This is a genomic window from Buchnera aphidicola (Stegophylla sp.), from assembly GCF_005080785.1.
Classification (GTDB): Bacteria; Pseudomonadota; Gammaproteobacteria; order Enterobacterales; family Enterobacteriaceae; genus Buchnera_L; species Buchnera_L aphidicola_AQ.
This window is the reverse complement of the sequence record NZ_CP032998.1, coordinates 107,408-128,117: the sequence shown is the minus strand read 5'-3', so window position 1 is coordinate 128,117 and position 20,710 is coordinate 107,408. Positions and strand designations below refer to the sequence as shown.

Genomic DNA, 20,710 nt, shown 5'->3' with positions numbered 1-20,710 from the left:
TTTACTATCAATAAACTAATTCTTTGGTATAATATTTTGAATATTATATTTATTTTTAATAAATAAAATCACTTCTGAAACTAAAAAAAAAGAACCAAATACTAATATTATATCTATTGATTGAACAATTTTAAATATCTTATGAAAAGCATGTGCTACATCATTACACAATATTGATTCATTAGGTAAACAAGATTTTAAATAATTTATATTAATACTACGATATGTTTTTAATGGAACATAAAACCATAAATTAACAATATTTAATAAAGGTAAAATTGTATTCATAATATCTTTATCAGATACCATACCGATAATACTATATATTTGAAAGTTTTTTTCTTTCTTAAATAATATTAATTGTTTTAATTGATAATATAAATAATTAGAAGCATGAGGATTATGTGCAACATCCACTATAATTTGAGGATTATTAACAATAATATGAAAACGACCTGGTAAAAAAACTTGATTAATAGATTGTTGAAACAATTTATGACATATAACATATTGAGACACTCTTAACGCTGATACAGCAGTCGCAACACTAGATAATGATAATTTTGGAATAGGTAATTGATATAATCCCCCAAATTTATCATAAAAATTCCAATAATCTCGTATTTTTACCCAATTCCATTCATATAATAATCTATTTAATCGAACATGAAGACGACTAGATATTTTATATATAATATTGGGAATATTTTTAGTGCCTATAATAATATCAATACCTTTTCTGAAAATACCTGATTTTTCTGAAGCAATACTATTTCTAGTATACCCTAATAAATGCATATGATCCAATTCTATATTTGTAATAATAGCTATATTAGGATCAAGAATATTAGTAGCATCTAATCTTCCCCCAATACCCACCTCTAAAATAATAATATCTAAATATTGTTGTTTAAATATTAATAAAGCAGATAAAGTTATAAATTCAAAATACGTTAACAAAATATCCTTTCGAGCTAATTCTATACTATAAAATATAGTAGTATGTATAATATCATCTATTATATATTTTCCATTAATTCGAATACGTTCATAATAATTTATTAAATGAGGTGAAGTGTATAAACCGACTTTATACCCTGCATTTAATAAAATCCTTTCTAACATATAACAAGTACTACTTTTCCCATTTGTTCCAGAAACTGTAAATATAAAAGATGAAGATTTAAGTAAACCTAATTTTTTTGCTACTATCATTATACGACTTAATGAAAAATGAGTGCATATAGGATATATTCTTTCAATATATGACAACCATGAACATAATGATGTATTAGCATTATACATTTTTAAACTCATATAGTAGTATCTCGTTAATAATACTGCAAATGATTATCTTAATAAATTAAATTTTGAAATAAAATTATAAAATAAATAACAAAATAGAATAATACTAACTAAAATAGCATAAATATTACCTATAATATACAAAAAACTATTCAATATCATTTTTACAGAAAGAAAAATCATAACTAACGATATTAAATATTGAATATAATATAACTTACTCATAATATGAACAACAATAAAATAAATAGAACGCAACCCTAAAATTGCAAAAAAATTAGATGTTATAATAATAAATGGGTCATGAGTAATAGAAAAAATTGCAGGAATACTATCTATAGAAAATATAATATCACTTAATTCAATAATTATTAACGCAATAAATAAAGGAGTAACATATAATAAATTTTTATAATAAATAAAAAATTTCTCTCCCTTTAAAGTTGGGAGAATATGAAAAATATTATTTATATATTTTAATAATATATTCTTGTTAATATCTTTATAACCAGAATTATCAAAAAAAAATATTTCCATTCCAGTAAATAATAAAATTATACTAAATAAAAAAATTATCCAATTCCAATATAACAATACCCAATATCCAATACAAATAATTAATCCTCGTAATATAAAAGTAATTAATATACCAATAGATAATACTTTTCTATGTAATTGAATAGGAATATGAAAATATTGAAATACAAAAAAAAATACAAAAATATTATCTATTGAAAATGATTGTTCTATAAAATATCCTAACCAAAACAAAATCAAATTAGCATTAGCAACAGTAATATTCACATACCTTGTATAAAACATCCAATAAAAAAAAGAAAAAATACAAGTAAAAAAAAACCAAAAAAATAAAAAAAAATAAGATTGTTGTAATATATTATATTTATGTAAATATTTTTTTTCTAAAAATAAATTAAAACATATACAAATTATAATAATACTAAAAAAAATTATCCAAATCATTATCCAATGAATAGAATTCACAACATATACCTTAATTAAACTAAATCACAAACTTATATTCTAACATTCAATAATTTCATAACAATGTATTACTAACATGTATAATATTTATTAATATTTTCGGATAAATACCTAAAAATATTATTAACATAGAAAATAAAAAAATAATCACTTCTAAAATCTTATATTCATTATACTTAATAATACTACTATTTAAATGAACGTGATTATAAACATACAAATTTAATATAACTTTTAAATAATAATATATACTTAATCCAGAATTAATTAATATTATACTAATTATTAACCAATCAAACTGGTATATAGTTAAAAAAATAATATAAAATTTTGCAATAAAACCCAAAGTTATTGGTATACCTAATGATGAAAAAATAAAAATAGTCATTGCTATAGCTAATATTGGTTTATTCCAAAATAAACCTTTATAAAAATTAAAATTACTAATTTTCACATTATATATATTACGTACAATAATTAATATACTAAATATACCAATATTAGAAATTAAATAATTAATCAAATATATTAAAGCTGCTTCATTAGCCATATTATAATTATTAATAAATAATAAAGTTATTAATATATAACCCATATGTGCAATAGAAGAATAACCAATTAATTTTTTAATATCTTTTTGAAACACAGAACACATACTACCAAAAAATATCGAAAATACTGCAACATATTTTACAATTTTATATAATATTTGCGTATGACTATAAGGAAAATAAAAAAATAATTTTATTAATATACCAAAAATTGAAACTTTTATAATAGTAGTAAAATAAATTAAAATTAACGAAGAAATATTTTCATAAATCTCAGGCACTAAAAAATGAAAAGGAAAAACAGACAACTTAAAAAATAAAGATATTAATAATATACCTAAACCAAACAATAAAATATTATTGTTTTCATAATTATTAATCAATAAAGAAATTTTAATATTACTAAAGTTTAGATTTCCACATATAAAATATATTAATACTATACTAAATAATATAAATAAAGAAAATATACTCGATAGTATCACATATTTTAATGCAATAATTAAAGATTTCTTTTGAGAAAAAGAATATTGAACTAACCCTATTACGGGTAATGACATTAATTCTATCCCTATAAAAAAAGAAATCAGATGATTAGACACAACTAATAACATACCACCTAAAATAGAAAAAAGTATCAATAAATAAAATTCTTCTTTATATGACACAATATGCTGTAAATACAAAAAAGATAATATACTAATACATAAACCAGAAAATAAAATCATTAAAATATATAAAATAGAATAAAAATTCATATACATTAATGCCATTACATAAATTGGAATAACCATATATATTACTAATAATGATAATAATGATATAATAAAACTAAAAATAATAAAAAAAAATACAAAAGTACAATTTCTATATACAATAATAGATAACATAATTAAAAATATACTAACTATTAAAACTAAAAATGGAAACAACGTAATTACTTGCCCAATAGATATCAGCATATTAACAAAACCTTACTTTGATTTTGAAAAATAATATTTTTCATTAAAAATGAACAGTATGTAAAATATTGTCTGGAAAAAATCCAAAAAATATAATACTAACAAGTAAAAATATAATGACCAAAAACTCACAACAATTAATTGGAGAACACTGATAATAATTAGTATTTCTTAATGAACCATAAAAAACTTTATGTACAATATTCAATGAATAAATTAAAGAAAACAATAATCCAAAAATTAATAAACCTAATAATTTAGGAAAAACAGTAAAAATTCCCATTAACATCATAATCTCACCAATAAAATTAGCTGTCCCTGGAACATTCAAATTTGCAAAAAGAAAAAATAATACAAACCCTGGAATCCAATTAATACATAAAGACAAACCACCTAATTGAACAATATTATTGGTCTTCACACGAATATACAGTTGATTAAATAAAATAAATAATGCTGATATTGATAATCCACTAAAAATCATATCCATGATAGCACCTTCATACGAAATAATATTTTTAGAATATATAGCAATTAAAATAAATCCCATATGTGAAATAGAACTATATGAAATAATCTTTTTGATATTTGTTTGAGCATAAGCCATCCATGATCCATAAAAAATCGTAGTAATACCTAATAATATAACACAATATAAAAATATATATGGGATATCTGTAAACATACTCATATTAAACCTAATTAATCCATAAGCACCGACCTTTACTAACATGCCAGACAAATCTACAGATCCTACAATAGGAGATTTTTTATGCATATCAGGTAACCAACTATGCAACGGAACAATAGGCATTTTAACTGTAAACGCAATAAAAAATCCTAACATAATTAAAAATTCTAATACAGGATTTATATTATGAATATGAATTAATCTATTATAATCAAATGTCCAAATGTGCATTTTATTATAATAAACACAAGATAATAATAAAATAGAAAATAACATTACCATACTAGATAATTGAGTATAAATCAAAAATACATTAGCAGTCTTAATTCGACTTGTTATACTATATTTATTATCACCCCAAAAAATAATTAAACAATATATTGGAATAAACATTATTTCCCAAAAACAAAAAAATAAAAAAAGATCAATAGATAACAAAACACCAAGAGTACCAATTATAATCCATAATAAATTAAAATAAAAAAAACCTTGATATTTCTTAACGTTATCCCATGAACATAAAACCGATATGAAACCTAAAAAAGTTGTTAAAATAATCATTAGGATTGATAATCCATCTAAAGCAAAATGCAATTGAATTCCAAATCTTGGTATCCAAGGTGCTATAAACTCTGCATTCCAATGTGTATGTAGTACAATCATATCGTGCAAATAAAAATATTGTAACCACAAAAATATTGAAAAAATAAATAATATTAAAGTCGTTATTAACGCAATCCAACGAGATATTTTAATATGTATCCAATCCAACATCCAACATAGCAAACTACCTAAAAATGGAATAATAACTAACAAAGTAAGAAACATGTAATAAAACCTTATTTATTTATTCATTCTTATTTTTATTATATAAAATAATAATAATTACTATATATAACATAAAATTTATTAAAACTTGCATCTATTATATATGTTATTCAAATATATAATATAATTGAAATTAATCCTGTTATCATTGCAATAATATAAAAATGTAAAATTTTATATTCAAAAAATAATAAAAAAACATTAATTTTTTGTATTATGAATAATATTTTTTTACTTATTATACTAAAATAATCACATTTTAAGAATTGAATCATAATTAAATATGGTTGAATGAATAACATTTTGTATATATTATCAATACTTAAACTATGAAACAATACATTAAAAATAAACAAAAAAATCTTATTTTTTAACATAATTTTCGTTAATTTATAATTTAAAATACAAAAATAATATGCTATCCCAATACCTAAAATAATTAATAAAGATGTATAGTATTCTAAATTGATTTTATTCATATTATTATATGTTACTTCTGAAAATATACCTGATAAATTAGGCAAAATATAAATTCCAATACAAGTAGAAAATATCGATAAAGTTATTATCGGAAAATAATGTATCCACCCTGTAGGTTGAACAATTTTAAAATCTTGATATCTTGTATAAAAAATATGAAAAATTAAACGAAAAATATATATACTAGTTAAAAAAGATGAAAATAATGATAAGATAAAAAATACAATAAAATGATGCATAAAAATATAAAACAAAATATCTCCTTTACTATAAAATCCTAAAGTGAGTATTGGAAATGCCGATAAAGAAGAACCTCCAATTAAACAGCAACAATATAAAAAAAATAACTTATTCTTTAATTGACTACCCATTTTAAAAATATTTTGTTCATGTTTACAAGTTATAATTAAAGAACCAGCAACTAAAAATAGTAAAGCTTTAAAAATAGCATGAGCAATTAAATGTATAATAACAGCACTCCACGCACCAACACCTAGACCTAAAAACATATATCCAATTTGACTCATGGTAGAATATGCTAATATTTTTTTTATATCTTTTTGTACTAACGCTAAAAAACTAGACCATAATAGTGTTAACCCACCGATAACACCTACTAAATATAAAATATATGGTGTTAAAATAAATAAATTATGATTTCTCGCAATTAAATATACTCCTGCAGTCACCATAGTAGCAGCATGTATTAAAGCTGAAACAGGTGTCGGTCCTACCATAGCTTTTGGTAACCAAGTATGCAAAGGTATTTGAGCAGATTTTCCAATAGCACCAAACAATAAAAACAAAGTAATACAATTTAATATCGGTGTATACTTAATTAATCCAATTTTCACCATAAATTGAATTTCATAAAAATTAAAAGTAAAATAGTGAAAATATATCATTATTATAGAAAATATCAAAAATAAATCTCCTATTCTTGTCATAATAAGAGATTTAATTGCAGAAAATACAACTTTTTTTTTAAAAAAATAAAAATTAATTAATAAATATGAGCAAATACTAACACCTTCCCATCCTACATACATCAAAAGAAAATTATCCGATAAAACTAATAATAACATATTTGCTACAAATAAATTCATAAGAGCAAAAAACTTTTTATTACCTTTTTGATGTTTCATGTACCAAATGGAAAATATATAAATTAAAAATGCAATACAAACAATCATAGTTACAAAAGATAAAGATAACATATCTAATATTAAACAAACATCAACTTTAATATTATTTACATGCCACCAAACCCATAAATTATTAAAAAAAATACAATTTTCATTTACAAAAAAAAATATCCATATAAAAAAAACTATTAACATAGAGAAAAAAATAGAACCAACACCTATAATAATAGTCAATTGTCGTGATAAAAAGTTTTTAAAAAAAGATAAAATAATAAAACTAACTATAGGAAATGTAATTATTAACGAAATACTATTCATTATGTATCTCACTTAATTTTTCAACATGTAGAATTCTATTATTTTTCCAATAACATTGTAATAATAATATTAAACTAATACTAGCTTCTACTGCTGACAATGTAATAGATAAAATATACATTATTTGCCCATCTGATTGATACCAATAATGACTAATCAATACAAAAGATAAAACAATAGCATTCATCATAATTTCTAAACTAATTAACATAAATAATAAATTCCTAAATATCATTAAAGATGTTAAACCAATAAAAAATATAATAAAAGCAAACAACAAAGCATCAAACAAAGAAATCATATTACTAATCCTTATTTTTATTAACAAAAATATTTTTTAATTGTTGATTATTTGCAATAATTAATACCATGATTAAAGCAGATAATAATAACAATGATGCAAATTCAACAATTAAAATATATGGTCCAAATAAATTAATACCTAAAACATGTAAATTTATTTCTGAACGAATAATATATTTATCTCGAAAATATAACAATTTTCTAAAAATTAATAATAAAAATAAAATAAATAAAACTATTGGATACAACCACATCAACAATCTATTTTTTTTATTTCTTTTTATTTTTTCATTCAAATCAAACATCATTACTGAAAAAATAAAAAGTACCATAATAGCTCCTGCATAAATAATAATCTGTAATACTCCAATAAAATAAGATCCTAATAAAAAAAATATTGCAGATGTAGAAATAATTGATGCAGAAAGATAAAATAAAGAATACACAATATTATTCTGAAAAACAGATAAAATAGTAAATACCACAGTTAATAAAGAAAAAAAATAAAACATCAATTTCATGATATATATCCTAAGGTAATAAATCTTTAGTATCAATAGGCATAACATGAAGATTACGATCTTTGAAATGTTTTTTGTGAACTGATACACCAGATTGTTTATAAAAATTATAATCAGAATATTTCCCAAATCCAGAAATCAATAAATCATTTTTTTCAAAAACTAAATTTTTTCTATCAAAATCACTTAATTCAAAATCTGGTATTAATTGAATAGCTAAAGTCGGACATGCTTCTTCACATAAACCACAAAAAATACAACGCGAAAAATTAATTCGAAAAAATTTTGGAAACCAACGTCCTGATTGCGTTTGAGATTTTTGCAATGATATACAACCTACTGGACAAACCACAGAACATAAATTACATGCTACACAACGTTCCTCCCCTTTTTCATTCCTTGTTAAAACTACTCTACCTCGATATCGTGGAGCAAGATAAACAGATTTATCTGGATATAAACGCGTTTCCCGTTTTGAAAAAATATTTCTAAAAGTTAATAAAATACTTCTAATTTGTGTCAAAAACCCTAAAATAATATTTTTTAAATACATAAATTAACCCATATATAATAATATAAAAGCAGTAATAATTAAATTTAATAAAGTAATTGGAAGACAAAACCTCCAACCAAAATATAGTATCTGATCATACCTTGGACGAGGTAATGAAGCTCGTATTAAAATAAAAAACATAATACAAAAAAAAGTTTTAAATAAAAAACAAAAACTATTAGAAAAAAATGGACCATACCACCCGCCTAAAAATAATACTGTAATTAAAGAGGATATAGTCATCATGGAAATATATTGACCAATAAAAAATAAACCAAACTTCATGCCAGAATATTCAATATGATATCCATCAGCTAATTCTTGTTCAGACTCAGGTTGATCAAAAGGGTGACGATGGCATAACGCTAAACCAGAAATCAAAAATGTTACAAATCCCAAAAATTGAGGAATAATATTCCAAATAAAAATTTGTGAATTTACAATATCAATCAAATTAAATGACCCTGATCGTACTACAACGCCTAATATTGATAACCCCAAAAATACCTCATAACTTAATGTTTGTGCCACAGATCGTATTGCACCTAATAAAGCATATTTATTATTACTCGACCAACCAGCAAATAGAATAGAATATATCGAAAAAGAAGCCATCATAAAAAAAAATAAAATTCCTATATTTATATTAATAATAAAATAATTACTATCTATAGGAATAATCGCCATAACCAATAATAATGAAATAAATGAAACAATCGGTGCTATAATAAAAATAAAACGTTTACTAAATGATGGAACCCAATCTTCTTTAAATAAAATTTTAATCATATCTGCAAATAACTGTAATGATCCCCATGTTCCAACCCGATTAGGTCCATATCGATTTTGAAACAATCCCAATACACGACGTTCTACAAAACTTAACATAGCACCCAAAAATACAATCAATAATACAATCATCATTACAAAAATATAACAATTAATTATTTTAATAAAATTCATAACAAAAAGTATCATATATAATCTATATTATACCTCGTATATTTTTAATTTTATAACCTATTAAAGAACGTGGTATACCTGGTATACCTACAGGTAATCCAATATTATAACTTGTTAATTTTGAAGAAAATTTAATAAAAAATTGAAATATTTTTCCTAAATAATAAAATTCAATACGAACTTTTTTATCCAATTCTTTTTTATGATACAAACTGATCAAAGCATAAATTTTATAAAATTTTTCCTTTATTTCTAAAGATTGATAACTCATTTCTTCACTTCCTAATAATAAATAATACGGAATAACACACCATTGTTTTTTTATAATTATACTCATATCATGATATTTGGGTTTAAAAGTATATGAAACATTTGAATTTTTCAATGGAAATAATCGAACACCAGAATCAAAATTTAATTTACTAAATTCATATTTATTCCATAACTGAGAAGAATTCCAGCCAGGAGACCAAATAAAAGGAACATACTGAGAATATTTTACTGAATTTTGATTTCCTTCCATAGAAAAAGAAAACATAGTATCATAATCAATTTTTTGCATCGGTTCATGTATATTTTTATGTATATTAACAGCTGTTCTGCTACTAGCACGATGAGGTAACCGAGCAATTTTTTGTCCATAAATTCTGAAATTTGCATCAGGAGCAATATTTTTTATATTTTTAAAAATATGAATATTTTGTGTATATTCTTGAATAACAGTATCAAACTGAATATGACTAAATTTTTGTATTTTATTACTCTGAAAATAAATTTTATATAACCATTTCCATCCTTCTAAAATACACGATTTATGATCATACCATACAGGATTAAAAGAAGAAAAAAATCGCTGTGCTCTACCTTCATAATTAATTACCGTACCAGAACTCTCCGAAAAATTCGACAATGGCAAAAATATAGTACTCTTATTAATTATCTTATGTATTTGATGATCTAATACGATAATATTATTGACTTTTTTTAAAATCGGATTTAATACCTCTTCAGATATATGACGATATAAATTATTTTCTAAAATGATTAACGTATCAACCATATTATTATCACACTTATCTAACACATTTTCCAAAGACATATGAGATAATATACCTACCCCAATACTATTAACAGCAGGTGTTAATAAAACTAAACCTACATCTTTATACAAATTCTTTAACCCTTTTGCTATATTTACAGAAGATTGAATTAAATTCATACTTCCAGAATGAGATCCAGAAATAATTAATGGTTTTTTACACAACATTAATGCATTTACAACAATATCAATCTCATTATTACATGATGAATTAAGACAATTTAAATTTTTTTTCATATTACAAATTCGATTTTCAATCGAAAAAGCAAAAATTTCTTGTTCTTGTATGGAACCATAATAATTTAGAGCAGCAATATCATCTAATTTAGTCTCATGAGTATGCAAAATATATACACATTTTTTGTTATTATAAGAAATATTTAACATTGCAGCACTATGCCATTTAGGAATATTTTTATAATTCACATTATTATTACAATTATTTCTTTTCGCAGCTTGTCTAACAGATAATGCAATCATAGAAGCAGTTTGAGTAATATCTTCACCAATAATTAAAATCAAATCATATTTTTCTATTTCTGGTAATGTTGGAACATAAATACCACTATTCTCTAAAACATCTATAATTAATTTTACACAATTATGATCCATATCCAACATACCACTAGAAAAATTATCTTTCCCAACTAATTTTCGTAAAGAAAAATTATTTTCTATACTCGATCTAATAGAACCAATACCAATAGTGCATGTAGAATTACATAATATATTTGATATTAATTTAATAGTATCTTTTTTTTTTAAAAATTTTTTATCATTTATAATATTTATAAACGGTTGTTTATATCGTTTTTTAACATTAACATAATTATACCCAAAACGTCCTAAATCACATAAAAAATAACGATTAATAGAATGATGATATCTATTCTCTACTTTATTTAATTTACCATATCTTTCACCAATAATAATATTACATCCAACACAACAATGTTGACAAATACTTGGAGAATATTGTAAATCCCATTTTCGATTATAATTTTGAGAATATATTTTATCTGTAAAAACACCCGTCGGACATACTTCAACTAAATTACCTGAATATTCACTTTCTAAAGTACCATCCTTAAATCGTCCAAAATAAACATTGTTACTAGTGCCATAAACTCCAAAATCAGTACCATCTGCATAATCTCTATAATATCTAACACAACGATAACAACTAATACAACGATTCATTTGATGTGATATAAAACTACCTAAATATTGATTACGATGTGTACGTTTAGGAAACATATAACGACGAATATTATGTTTAACCATCACCGTCATATCTTGTAAATGACAACTACCACCTTCTTCACATACCGGGCAATCATGAGGATGATTAGTCATTAATAACTCAATAATACCTTTTTGATTTTTTTGAACCTCTCGATCAATAGTAGAAATTATCATATTATCTGAAACAGAAGACATGCAAGACATAATAATTCTACCTGTATTATCATAAAACGTAGAATATTGTTTAACAGCACATAATCTGCATGATCCAACACTACCCAACGCTGGATGCCAACAAAAATAAGGAACATCTATATTTAACGATAAACATATTTGTAATAAATTGTATGATGAATCTACATAATATTTATGACTATTTATAAATATTATAACCTTATCCATAATCTAATACCCCAAAAACAATATATAATACATATTTAAACATTCCAATACATAAGTAATATTTTAAAAATCTAGTTTAAACATATTGGATTGAATATTCGGACTAACATCTAAAATATTTTTTGAATTTTGAACATCTATTCCATCTTCAAATTCAGATCTAAACAATTTTATTGCACTTTGTAACGGTTCTATAGCTCCTGGAGCATGTGCACAAACAGTTTTTCCAGGACCTAATTGTATACATAAATCTTCTAATATTTCAATATCACCTTGTCTTCCAGATTTATTAACCATAGATCTCAAAATTTTTACAATCCAAGGTAACCCATCTCTACAAGGTGTACAAAAACCACATGATTCACGAGCAAAAAACTCTTCCAAATTACATACTAATGATACAATATTAACAGTATGATCTACCACCATTCCAATACCAGTCCCAAATCTACTCCCTGCTTGAAAAATACTTTCAAAATCCATTTTTACATCAATATTATCACCAATCAAAAAATCTGTACTCGCTCCACCAGGTTGCCAAGCTTTTAATAACAAACCTTTTTTCATACCTCCAGAATAGTCTTCTAAAATCTCTCGAGCAGATATACCAAATGGTAATTCCCATAATCCAGGATAATTAACTTGGCCAGAAAAACCCATTAACTTTGTTCCTTGATCTTTACTACAAGATAAACTTTTATACCAATCAACACCATGTAATAAAATAGAAGGAATATTAGATAATGTCTCAACATTATTTACACACGTAGGTTTACCCCACAGCCCAACACAAGCAGGAAATGGAGGTTTAATTCTTGGATTAGCACGACGTCCTTCTAAAGAATTAATCAAAGCTGTTTCTTCTCCACAAATATATCTTCCAGCACCAGTATGAACAATAATATCAAGACTAAAATCACTTTTTAAAATATTATTGCCTAAATAACCAAATTGTTTTGCTTCACTAATAGATCTTTTTAATATCCTCTCTGCATCTATATATTCACCTCTTAAAAAAATATAAGCTCTAGAAATGTCTAATGCAAAACTGGCAATTATGATACCTTCAATTAATTGATGAGGTATTTTTTCTAATAAAAATCGATCTTTAAAAGTCCCTGGTTCCATTTCATCAGCATTACATATTAGATATCTCGGAATACCAATTTCTTTCTTTGGCATTAAACTCCATTTAACGCCAGTATAAAAACCTGCACCACCTCGACCTTTAAGTTCAGAACATTTAACAATATCAATAATTTCTTTTTTTTCTAAATTTTTTAAAACCATTTTTAAAGCAGAATATCCATTTTTTTGACAATATTCATTAATATAAACTGTATTTTCTTCATTATCTAACCACCAAGTTAAAGGATGAGATTCAGGCTTCTTGAATATTTTTTTCATTTATATTTCTCTAATAAAATAGGTATACCATCAGTATTCACTCGTGAATAAGTATTCTCATTAATCATAATTACAGGAGCTTTATCACAACTTCCTAAACACGAAACAGGTAATATAGTAAATCGATTATCACAAGTAGTTTGACCAGGGCAAATATTTAAAATAGTTTTTAATTTATTAACAACATGTTTATAACCCAACATATAACATACAACACTATCACAGTATCGAATAATATGACGACCTACAGGTCGACGATATATCTGATTATAGAAAGTAGCTATTTCCTCTAAACTACTTTCTGAAATACATAATACTTTTGCAATTTCTTGCATCATATTATCAGAAATCCACCCTCTGGTACGTTGAACAATTTTTAACGCTTCAATAGATACAGATTTAGAAGTTTCATAATTTTTTTTTTCTTCTAATATCTTGCACAATTCTAATTTATTTAGCTTATCTTTATTAAACATAATTTTATATTCTATTATAATATTTAACGATCTACATCAGACATAACGAAATCAATGCTTCCTAAATATACAATTAAATCAGATATTAAACTACCTCGAATAACAGAAGGTATTTGTTGTAAATGAGGAAAACTTGGTGTTCGAATTCTAGTTCGATAACTCATGGTTCCACCATCACTAATTAAATAATAACTATTTATTCCTTTAGTAGCTTCAATCATTTGAAAACTTTCATTAACAGGCATAATTGGGCCCCAAGAAACTTGTAAAAAATGTGTAATCAATGTTTCAATATTCTTTAATGTCTTATCCTTATAAGGAGGAGTGGTCAATGGATGATCAGATTTAAAAGGACCGCTAGGCATATAATGCAAACATTGATTTAAAATAATTAAACTCTGTTCAATCTCTTCAATTTTCAATAATACCCTAGAATAACAATCACTAATCCCATCACCAAGTGGAATAGAAAAATCAAAATTTTCATACCCTGAATATGGACGTTTTTTTCGAACATCAAAATTTATCCCAGTAGCTCGTAATCCTGCACCTGTCACACCCCAAGATAATGCTTCTTCCTTATTATAACAAGCCACGCCTTTTGAGCGACTAATTAAAATACTATTTTTTAAAGCAACTTGAATATAATATTTTAATCTTTTAGGCATCCATTGTAAAAACTCCAACAATAACTTATTCCAACCATTTGGTAAATCATGTGCTACTCCTCCAATCCTAAACCAAGCAGGATGCATTCGAGCACCAGTAATTGCCTCAATAATATCATAAATTTTTTGACGATCCGTAAAAGCTAAAAATACAGGTGTCATAGCACCTACATCCTGAATAAAAGTAGAAATATATAATAAATGACTATTTATACGGAACAATTCAGATAGCATTACTCTAATCACTTTAACTCTATCCGGAACAGAAATATGAGCCAACTTTTCAATAGCTAATATATATGGCATTTCATTAACACAGCCACCAAGATATTCAATACGATCAGTATAAGGAATATAACTATGCCAAGACTGACGTTCAGCCATTTTTTCTGCCCCACGATGATGATAACCAATATCAGGAATGCAATCTACTATTTCTTCTCCGTCCAATTGTAATACAATACGAAATGCTCCATGTGCTGAAGGATGATTAGGTCCTAAATTTAAAAACATAAAATCTGAATGTTTATTATTTTTTTTTAATCCCCACTCAAAAGGATTAAAAGATAATGCACTCATTTCTAAATCTTCTTTTTTTGAATTTAAATAAAACGGTTTAAATTCCGTAGCACGAGCAGAATAATCCTTTCTTAAAGGATGACCAACCCATGTTTTAGGCATAATAATACGATTTAAATTAGGATGACCAGTAAAAACAATACCAAACATTTCCCAAGTTTCTCGTTCATACCAATTAGCATTTAAAAAAACTTTTGTTAATGTAGGAATATTCAAATCATTCAATAATAAAGGCACTTTTATAATAATATCAATATTATTTTCAATAGAAATTAAATGATAAAAAACTGAAAAATCTGATTGAGGTAAATTATTTTTATATAACCTTAACCGCTCATCTACACCATGTAAATCAAATAACATATTATATAATCTAGGATAACGCTTTAAAAATCGTATTACTTGCAATAATATACTACGATCAACCCAAATCACTGGACAATCAATACAAGTATCTTGACAAACAAATGAATAATTTTGAAAACTATTACATAATTCCTGAAAAATTAAATTTATCATACAAACTCAAATTATTTAATAATTATTATATAAAAAAATAATATATTTAAATATTATCAGAAGAATTTAAATCATAAACCTCAGATCTCATTGTATGTTTTATTAACTTTTGAGATGTCATATTAGCTTTATATATACCTTGTTCTCCAACAATCCACGATAATGGACGACGTTCCTTAGTAATCGATTTTTGAAGTAACATTAATGCTTGTATATATGCTTCAGGTCTAGGAGGACATCCAGGAACATAAATATCTACTGGAAGAAATTTATCTACACCTTGAACAACAGAATAAATATCATACATACCCCCAGAATTAGAACATGATCCCATTGAAATGACCCATTTAGGTTCTAACATTTGATCATATAATCTTTGTATGACAGGTACCATTTTAATAAACGGTGTACCAGATATCACCATAACATCAGATTGTCTTGGTGAAGCTCGAAGCACTTCAGATCCAAACCTAGAAACATCGTGTACTGAAGTAAATGATGTTACCATTTCAACATAACAACATGATAACCCAAAATTATAAGGCCATAAAGAATTTTTTCGACTCCAATTAACTAATTTATGTAATAATAAAGTTAATTTTCCTGTAAACACATTTTTATTCACATGAATATCCAAAGGATCTTGAACGTTTTTTTTAACATGTCTCGGATAGTTTTCATGTTGATCATTTATATTAATTCGAGTTAAAGTATATTCCATAATTTTCCCGTAAAAAAATAAAATATTAACTATGCATATATTTATTATATACTTTTGCAGACTCACTTAATACTCGATTTTTAATTAAATACATCAAAGATAATAATAAAATAAAAATAAAAATTAATATTTCGAAAAATCCTATCCAACCTAAACTTTTTAAATTTATTGCCCAAGCATATAAATATAAAATTTCTACATCAAAAATAACAAAAAACACAGATACCAAATAAAATTTAATAAAAAAACGAAGATTTGTATCACCATAAGGTACGATACCAGATTCAAAAGGTGTATGTTTGTTCCTAGATATAGTACGTCCTCCTAATAACCAACCTCCTAATAACATAATTCCACAAATACTAAATGAAAAAATAATAAATATCAAAAAATTATAACTTTGAGACAACAATGTAGACCCTCCATAATTTTATTATAAAATAAACAAATAATTCAAAAAATAATAATTTCATATTATATGAAATATATAAACATTATCATATTATATTAAAAATTTTATAAAATAATCAATATTAAAATATAATGATTTTTATTAAAATATTTTTTATTTAACCTTGATGAAATCATAAATGCCCCCATTAATTACATATTATTAACAAACTTACAGTACTTTAAATACAAATGTAGAGGTATAAAATGAGTAAAATTATTGGTATCGATTTAGGTACTACAAACTCCTGTGTGGCTATTATGGAAGGCAAACAAGCCAAAGTATTAGAAAATTCAGAAGGTGATCGCACTACCCCCTCTATTATTGCATATACGAAAACTGGAGAAATTTTAGTTGGCCAACCTGCTAAAAGACAAGCTATTACAAATCCAAAAAATACACTATTTGCTATTAAAAGATTAATTGGTAGAAAATTTAAAGATGAAGAAGTACAACGAGACATTAAAATCATGCCTTACCAAATTATCAATTCCAAAAACGGTGATGCATGGATTAATATTACAGGAAAACATATAGCACCACCTCAAATTTCTGCTGAAATTCTAAAAAAAATGAAAAAAACAGCAGAAGACTATTTAAGTGAAACAATAACACAAGCTGTTATCACTGTACCAGCATACTTTAATGATGCACAAAGACAAGCAACAAAAGATGCTGGAAAAATTGCAGGATTAAAAGTAAAACGTATTATAAATGAACCTACTGCTGCCGCTTTAGCATATGGACTAGATAAAAGTCCAGGTAATAAAATAATAGCAGTATATGATCTAGGTGGTGGTACATTCGATATTTCTATTATTGAAATAGATAGTGTAGATAAAGAAAAAACTTTTGAAGTACTTTCAACTAATGGAGACACACATTTAGGAGGAGAAGATTTTGATAGTCGATTAATTAACTATTTAGTATCAGAATTTAAAAAAGAACAAGGTATTGATTTACGACATGATTCACTAGCTATGCAACGTTTAAAAGAAGCAGCAGAAAAAACTAAAATAGAACTTTCATCTACACAACATAGTGATATCAACTTACCATATATTACAGCTGACGCCAATGGACCAAAACACTTAACCTTAAAAGTAACTCGATCCAAATTAGAATCCTTAGTTGAAGATTTAATTAATAAATCTATAGTACCATTACAAACTGCCTTAAAAGATGCTAATTTATCTATCTCAGATATACATGATGTTATTTTAGTGGGAGGTCAAACAAGAATGCCTCTCGTACAATCTAAAGTCTCCAAATTCTTTAATAAAGAACCAAGAAAAGATGTTAATCCAGATGAAGCAGTAGCTATAGGAGCTGCAGTACAAGGTGGAGTATTATCAGGAGATGTAAAAGACGTATTGTTGCTAGATGTAACTCCATTATCTTTAGGAATTGAGACAATGGGTGGAATTATGACAACATTAATTAGCAAAAACACCACTATTCCAACAAAACACAGTCAAGTGTTTTCAACAGCAGAAGATAATCAATCAGCAGTTACTATACATGTTCTACAAGGTGAAAGAAAAAGAGCAATAGATAACAAACCATTAGGACAATTTAATTTAGATGGTATCCAACCTGCTCCTAGAGGTATTCCACAAATCGAAGTAACATTCGATATTGATGCAGATGGAATATTACACGTTTCTGCAAAAGATAAAAAAACAGGAAAAGAACAAAAAATCACCATTAAATCATCTTCAGGATTACACGAAGATGAAATTAAAAAAATGATTTCCGATGCAGAAAAAAACTCTGAATCTGATCGACAATTTGAAGAACTAATTAAAATAAAAAACCAAGGTGATCAAATTTTACATAGTACAAGAAAACAATTATCAGAATTAAAAAATAAATTAAATCCTCAAGACGAACAAGAAATACAAGTAGCAATTAACAATTTAGAAAACGCATTAAAATTAGAAAATAAATCTGAAATAGAAAATAAAATACAAATATTAATCCAAAAAACTTCCCAATTAAATAATTTATCTAATAATACAACAACAAATGAACAAAATAACCAAAATGATACATCTGCTCATCAAAAAAATGACAACGCTGTTGATGCAGAATTTGAAGAAATTAAAGAACCAAAAAAATAAAATTATCATAAACAATAAAATAATATTCTTACAATTATTAAAACGGGTTTGAGATGTATCATTGTATACCCGTCAAATCATATTACATTAGGATATCATCATGATAAAAAAAGATTATTATCAAATCTTAGGAATTTCTAAAACCGCGAACTCTCGCGAAATAAAAAAATCATATAAAAAATTAGCCATGAAATACCACCCTGATCGAAATCAAGGTAATAAAAATTCAGAAAAAAAGTTTAAAATAATTAAAGAAGCATACGAAATATTAATTAATCCCCAAAAAAGAGAAGCATATGATCAATATGGACATGCCAATTTTGAATACAATAACAACAATACCGAAAACCCATTTGAAAATCACTTTTCTCACTCTAATGCAGATTTTGGAGACATATTTGGAGATGTTTTTAGTGATATATTCGGAAATAGTCATAGCTACCAAAAAAAAAATCAAAAAGGATCAGATCTACAATATAATCTAGAAATTAATTTAGAAGAATCAGTTCAAGGTACGAGTAAAGAAATATTAATACCATCAACCAAAAAATGTACTGCATGTTATGGAAGTGGATCTAAATTAGGAAAAGCCTTAGATACATGTCACGTATGCCATGGTCGTGGCCAAACATATACAAAACAAGGTTTTTTTACCGTTCAACAAACATGTTCATATTGTCAAGGCAAAGGGAAAATCATTACTAACCCATGCTTATCATGTCAAGGAAAAGGTAAAGTTCCATTTAACAAAAAAATATTAGTTAATATTCCATCCGGTATAGAAACTAATGATAAAATTAAAATCCCCAATGAAGGTCAAACAGGACCAAACAGAACATTACCTGGTGATCTGTATGTTCAAATTATAATAAAAAAACACCCCATTTTTGAAAGAAAAGAAAATAATTTATATTGTGATATTCCAATCAATTTTTGTATGGCTGTTTTAGGCGGCACCATAGAAGTACCTACATTACATGGAAAAATAAAAATTAAAATACCTTCGGAAACGCAATCTGGAAAATTACTCCGGATTAAAGGGAAAGGAATTCATTCAATTCGTACTAATAAAATAGGAGATTTAATATGTCGAATTATAGTCGAAACACCAGTACAATTGAATGAAAAACAAAAAAACATTATTAAAAAACTAGAAAAAAGTTTAAATTATAATAATCAAACAAATAATAACCCTAAATCAAAAAGATTCTTTGACGGTATTAAAAAATTTTTTGAAAACTTAACAAAATAATATTTATTATATTTCTTCATAATACAAACAACTATATGAAGTAATAATTTTATTAAAAAATAACACTGCTAAAATAAAAAATAAATGATTAATTGTTAGCAATTTATATTGTGATACTGTATTGTTATGTATTATTTTGCATCGCT

General features: G+C 24.9%; 17 protein-coding genes. 2 read left to right on the top strand and 15 right to left on the bottom strand.

Annotated elements, in window-relative coordinates; genetic code table 11:
- Positions 1-15 precede the first annotated feature (15 nt).
- The 15 genes from folC to ndhC form a co-directional block, all read right to left on the bottom strand.
- Positions 16-1,317 (bottom strand): bifunctional tetrahydrofolate synthase/dihydrofolate synthase, encoded by a 1,302-nt coding sequence (folC, locus tag D9V79_RS00570; RefSeq protein ID WP_261978601.1) that lies wholly within the window; start codon positions 1,315-1,317, stop codon positions 16-18.
- 33 nt (positions 1,318-1,350) lie between these two features.
- Positions 1,351-2,307, bottom strand: coding sequence for a TerC family protein (locus D9V79_RS00565; protein WP_158351668.1), 957 nt, complete (start codon positions 2,305-2,307; stop codon positions 1,351-1,353).
- Positions 2,308-2,362: 55 nt separating this feature from the next.
- Entirely contained in the window at positions 2,363-3,652 is a 1,290-nt protein-coding gene (locus tag D9V79_RS00560) for a proton-conducting transporter membrane subunit (RefSeq protein WP_187306415.1), read from the bottom strand.
- 211 nt (positions 3,653-3,863) lie between these two features.
- Entirely contained in the window at positions 3,864-5,339 is a 1,476-nt protein-coding gene (locus D9V79_RS00555) for a NuoM family protein (protein ID WP_158351664.1), read from the bottom strand.
- Positions 5,340-5,449: 110 nt separating this feature from the next.
- On the bottom strand, positions 5,450-7,282 hold the full coding sequence (locus D9V79_RS00550; protein ID WP_158351662.1) for an NADH-quinone oxidoreductase subunit L: 1,833 nt from the start codon (positions 7,280-7,282) through the stop codon (positions 5,450-5,452).
- The gene (gene nuoK, locus D9V79_RS00545) at positions 7,275-7,583 is read right to left on the bottom strand and encodes an NADH-quinone oxidoreductase subunit NuoK (RefSeq protein WP_158351660.1); all 309 of its coding nucleotides are present in this window, start codon (positions 7,581-7,583) and stop codon (positions 7,275-7,277) included. Before nuoK ends, D9V79_RS00550 begins: the two co-directional genes overlap by 8 nt.
- A gap of 4 nt (positions 7,584-7,587) precedes the next feature.
- Complete coding sequence (locus tag D9V79_RS00540; protein ID WP_187306414.1) at positions 7,588-8,106, bottom strand: NADH-quinone oxidoreductase subunit J; 519 nt, start codon at positions 8,104-8,106, stop codon at positions 7,588-7,590.
- A gap of 10 nt (positions 8,107-8,116) precedes the next feature.
- A complete protein-coding gene (gene nuoI, locus D9V79_RS00535; protein WP_158351656.1) occupies positions 8,117-8,659 on the bottom strand; it encodes an NADH-quinone oxidoreductase subunit NuoI in 543 nt (180 codons plus the stop codon).
- Positions 8,660-8,662: 3 nt separating this feature from the next.
- Positions 8,663-9,637 (bottom strand): NADH-quinone oxidoreductase subunit NuoH, encoded by a 975-nt coding sequence (nuoH, locus tag D9V79_RS00530; RefSeq protein WP_158351654.1) that lies wholly within the window; start codon positions 9,635-9,637, stop codon positions 8,663-8,665.
- Between the two features lie 7 nt (positions 9,638-9,644).
- Positions 9,645-12,368: an NADH-quinone oxidoreductase subunit NuoG gene (gene nuoG, locus D9V79_RS00525; RefSeq protein ID WP_158351652.1), complete on the bottom strand. Its 2,724-nt coding sequence runs from the start codon at positions 12,366-12,368 to the stop codon at positions 9,645-9,647.
- A 63-nt stretch (positions 12,369-12,431) separates the two neighbouring features.
- Positions 12,432-13,775, bottom strand: a complete 1,344-nt coding sequence (gene nuoF, locus D9V79_RS00520; RefSeq protein ID WP_158351650.1) for an NADH-quinone oxidoreductase subunit NuoF — start codon at positions 13,773-13,775, stop codon at positions 12,432-12,434.
- Positions 13,772-14,251, bottom strand: coding sequence for an NADH-quinone oxidoreductase subunit NuoE (gene nuoE, locus D9V79_RS00515; protein WP_158351648.1), 480 nt, complete (start codon positions 14,249-14,251; stop codon positions 13,772-13,774). Before nuoE ends, nuoF begins: the two co-directional genes overlap by 4 nt.
- 23 nt (positions 14,252-14,274) lie before the next feature.
- Complete coding sequence (gene nuoC / locus D9V79_RS00510) at positions 14,275-16,017, bottom strand: NADH-quinone oxidoreductase subunit C/D (RefSeq protein ID WP_158351646.1); 1,743 nt, start codon at positions 16,015-16,017, stop codon at positions 14,275-14,277.
- Positions 16,018-16,063: 46 nt separating this feature from the next.
- Complete coding sequence (locus tag D9V79_RS00505) at positions 16,064-16,738, bottom strand: NADH-quinone oxidoreductase subunit B (protein ID WP_158351644.1); 675 nt, start codon at positions 16,736-16,738, stop codon at positions 16,064-16,066.
- Between the two features lie 25 nt (positions 16,739-16,763).
- Positions 16,764-17,087 carry an NADH-quinone oxidoreductase subunit A gene (gene ndhC / locus D9V79_RS00500; RefSeq protein WP_158352154.1) on the bottom strand — a complete coding sequence of 108 codons (324 nt, stop codon included), beginning with the start codon at positions 17,085-17,087 and terminating at the stop codon, positions 16,764-16,766.
- 308 nt (positions 17,088-17,395) lie between these two features.
- On the opposite strand from ndhC, the gene dnaK reads away from it, so the two are divergent.
- Entirely contained in the window at positions 17,396-19,312 is a 1,917-nt protein-coding gene (gene dnaK, locus D9V79_RS00495; protein ID WP_158351642.1) for a molecular chaperone DnaK, read from the top strand.
- A gap of 100 nt (positions 19,313-19,412) precedes the next feature.
- Entirely contained in the window at positions 19,413-20,564 is a 1,152-nt protein-coding gene (gene dnaJ, locus D9V79_RS00490) for a molecular chaperone DnaJ (RefSeq protein ID WP_158351640.1), read from the top strand.
- Positions 20,565-20,710 lie beyond the last annotated feature (146 nt).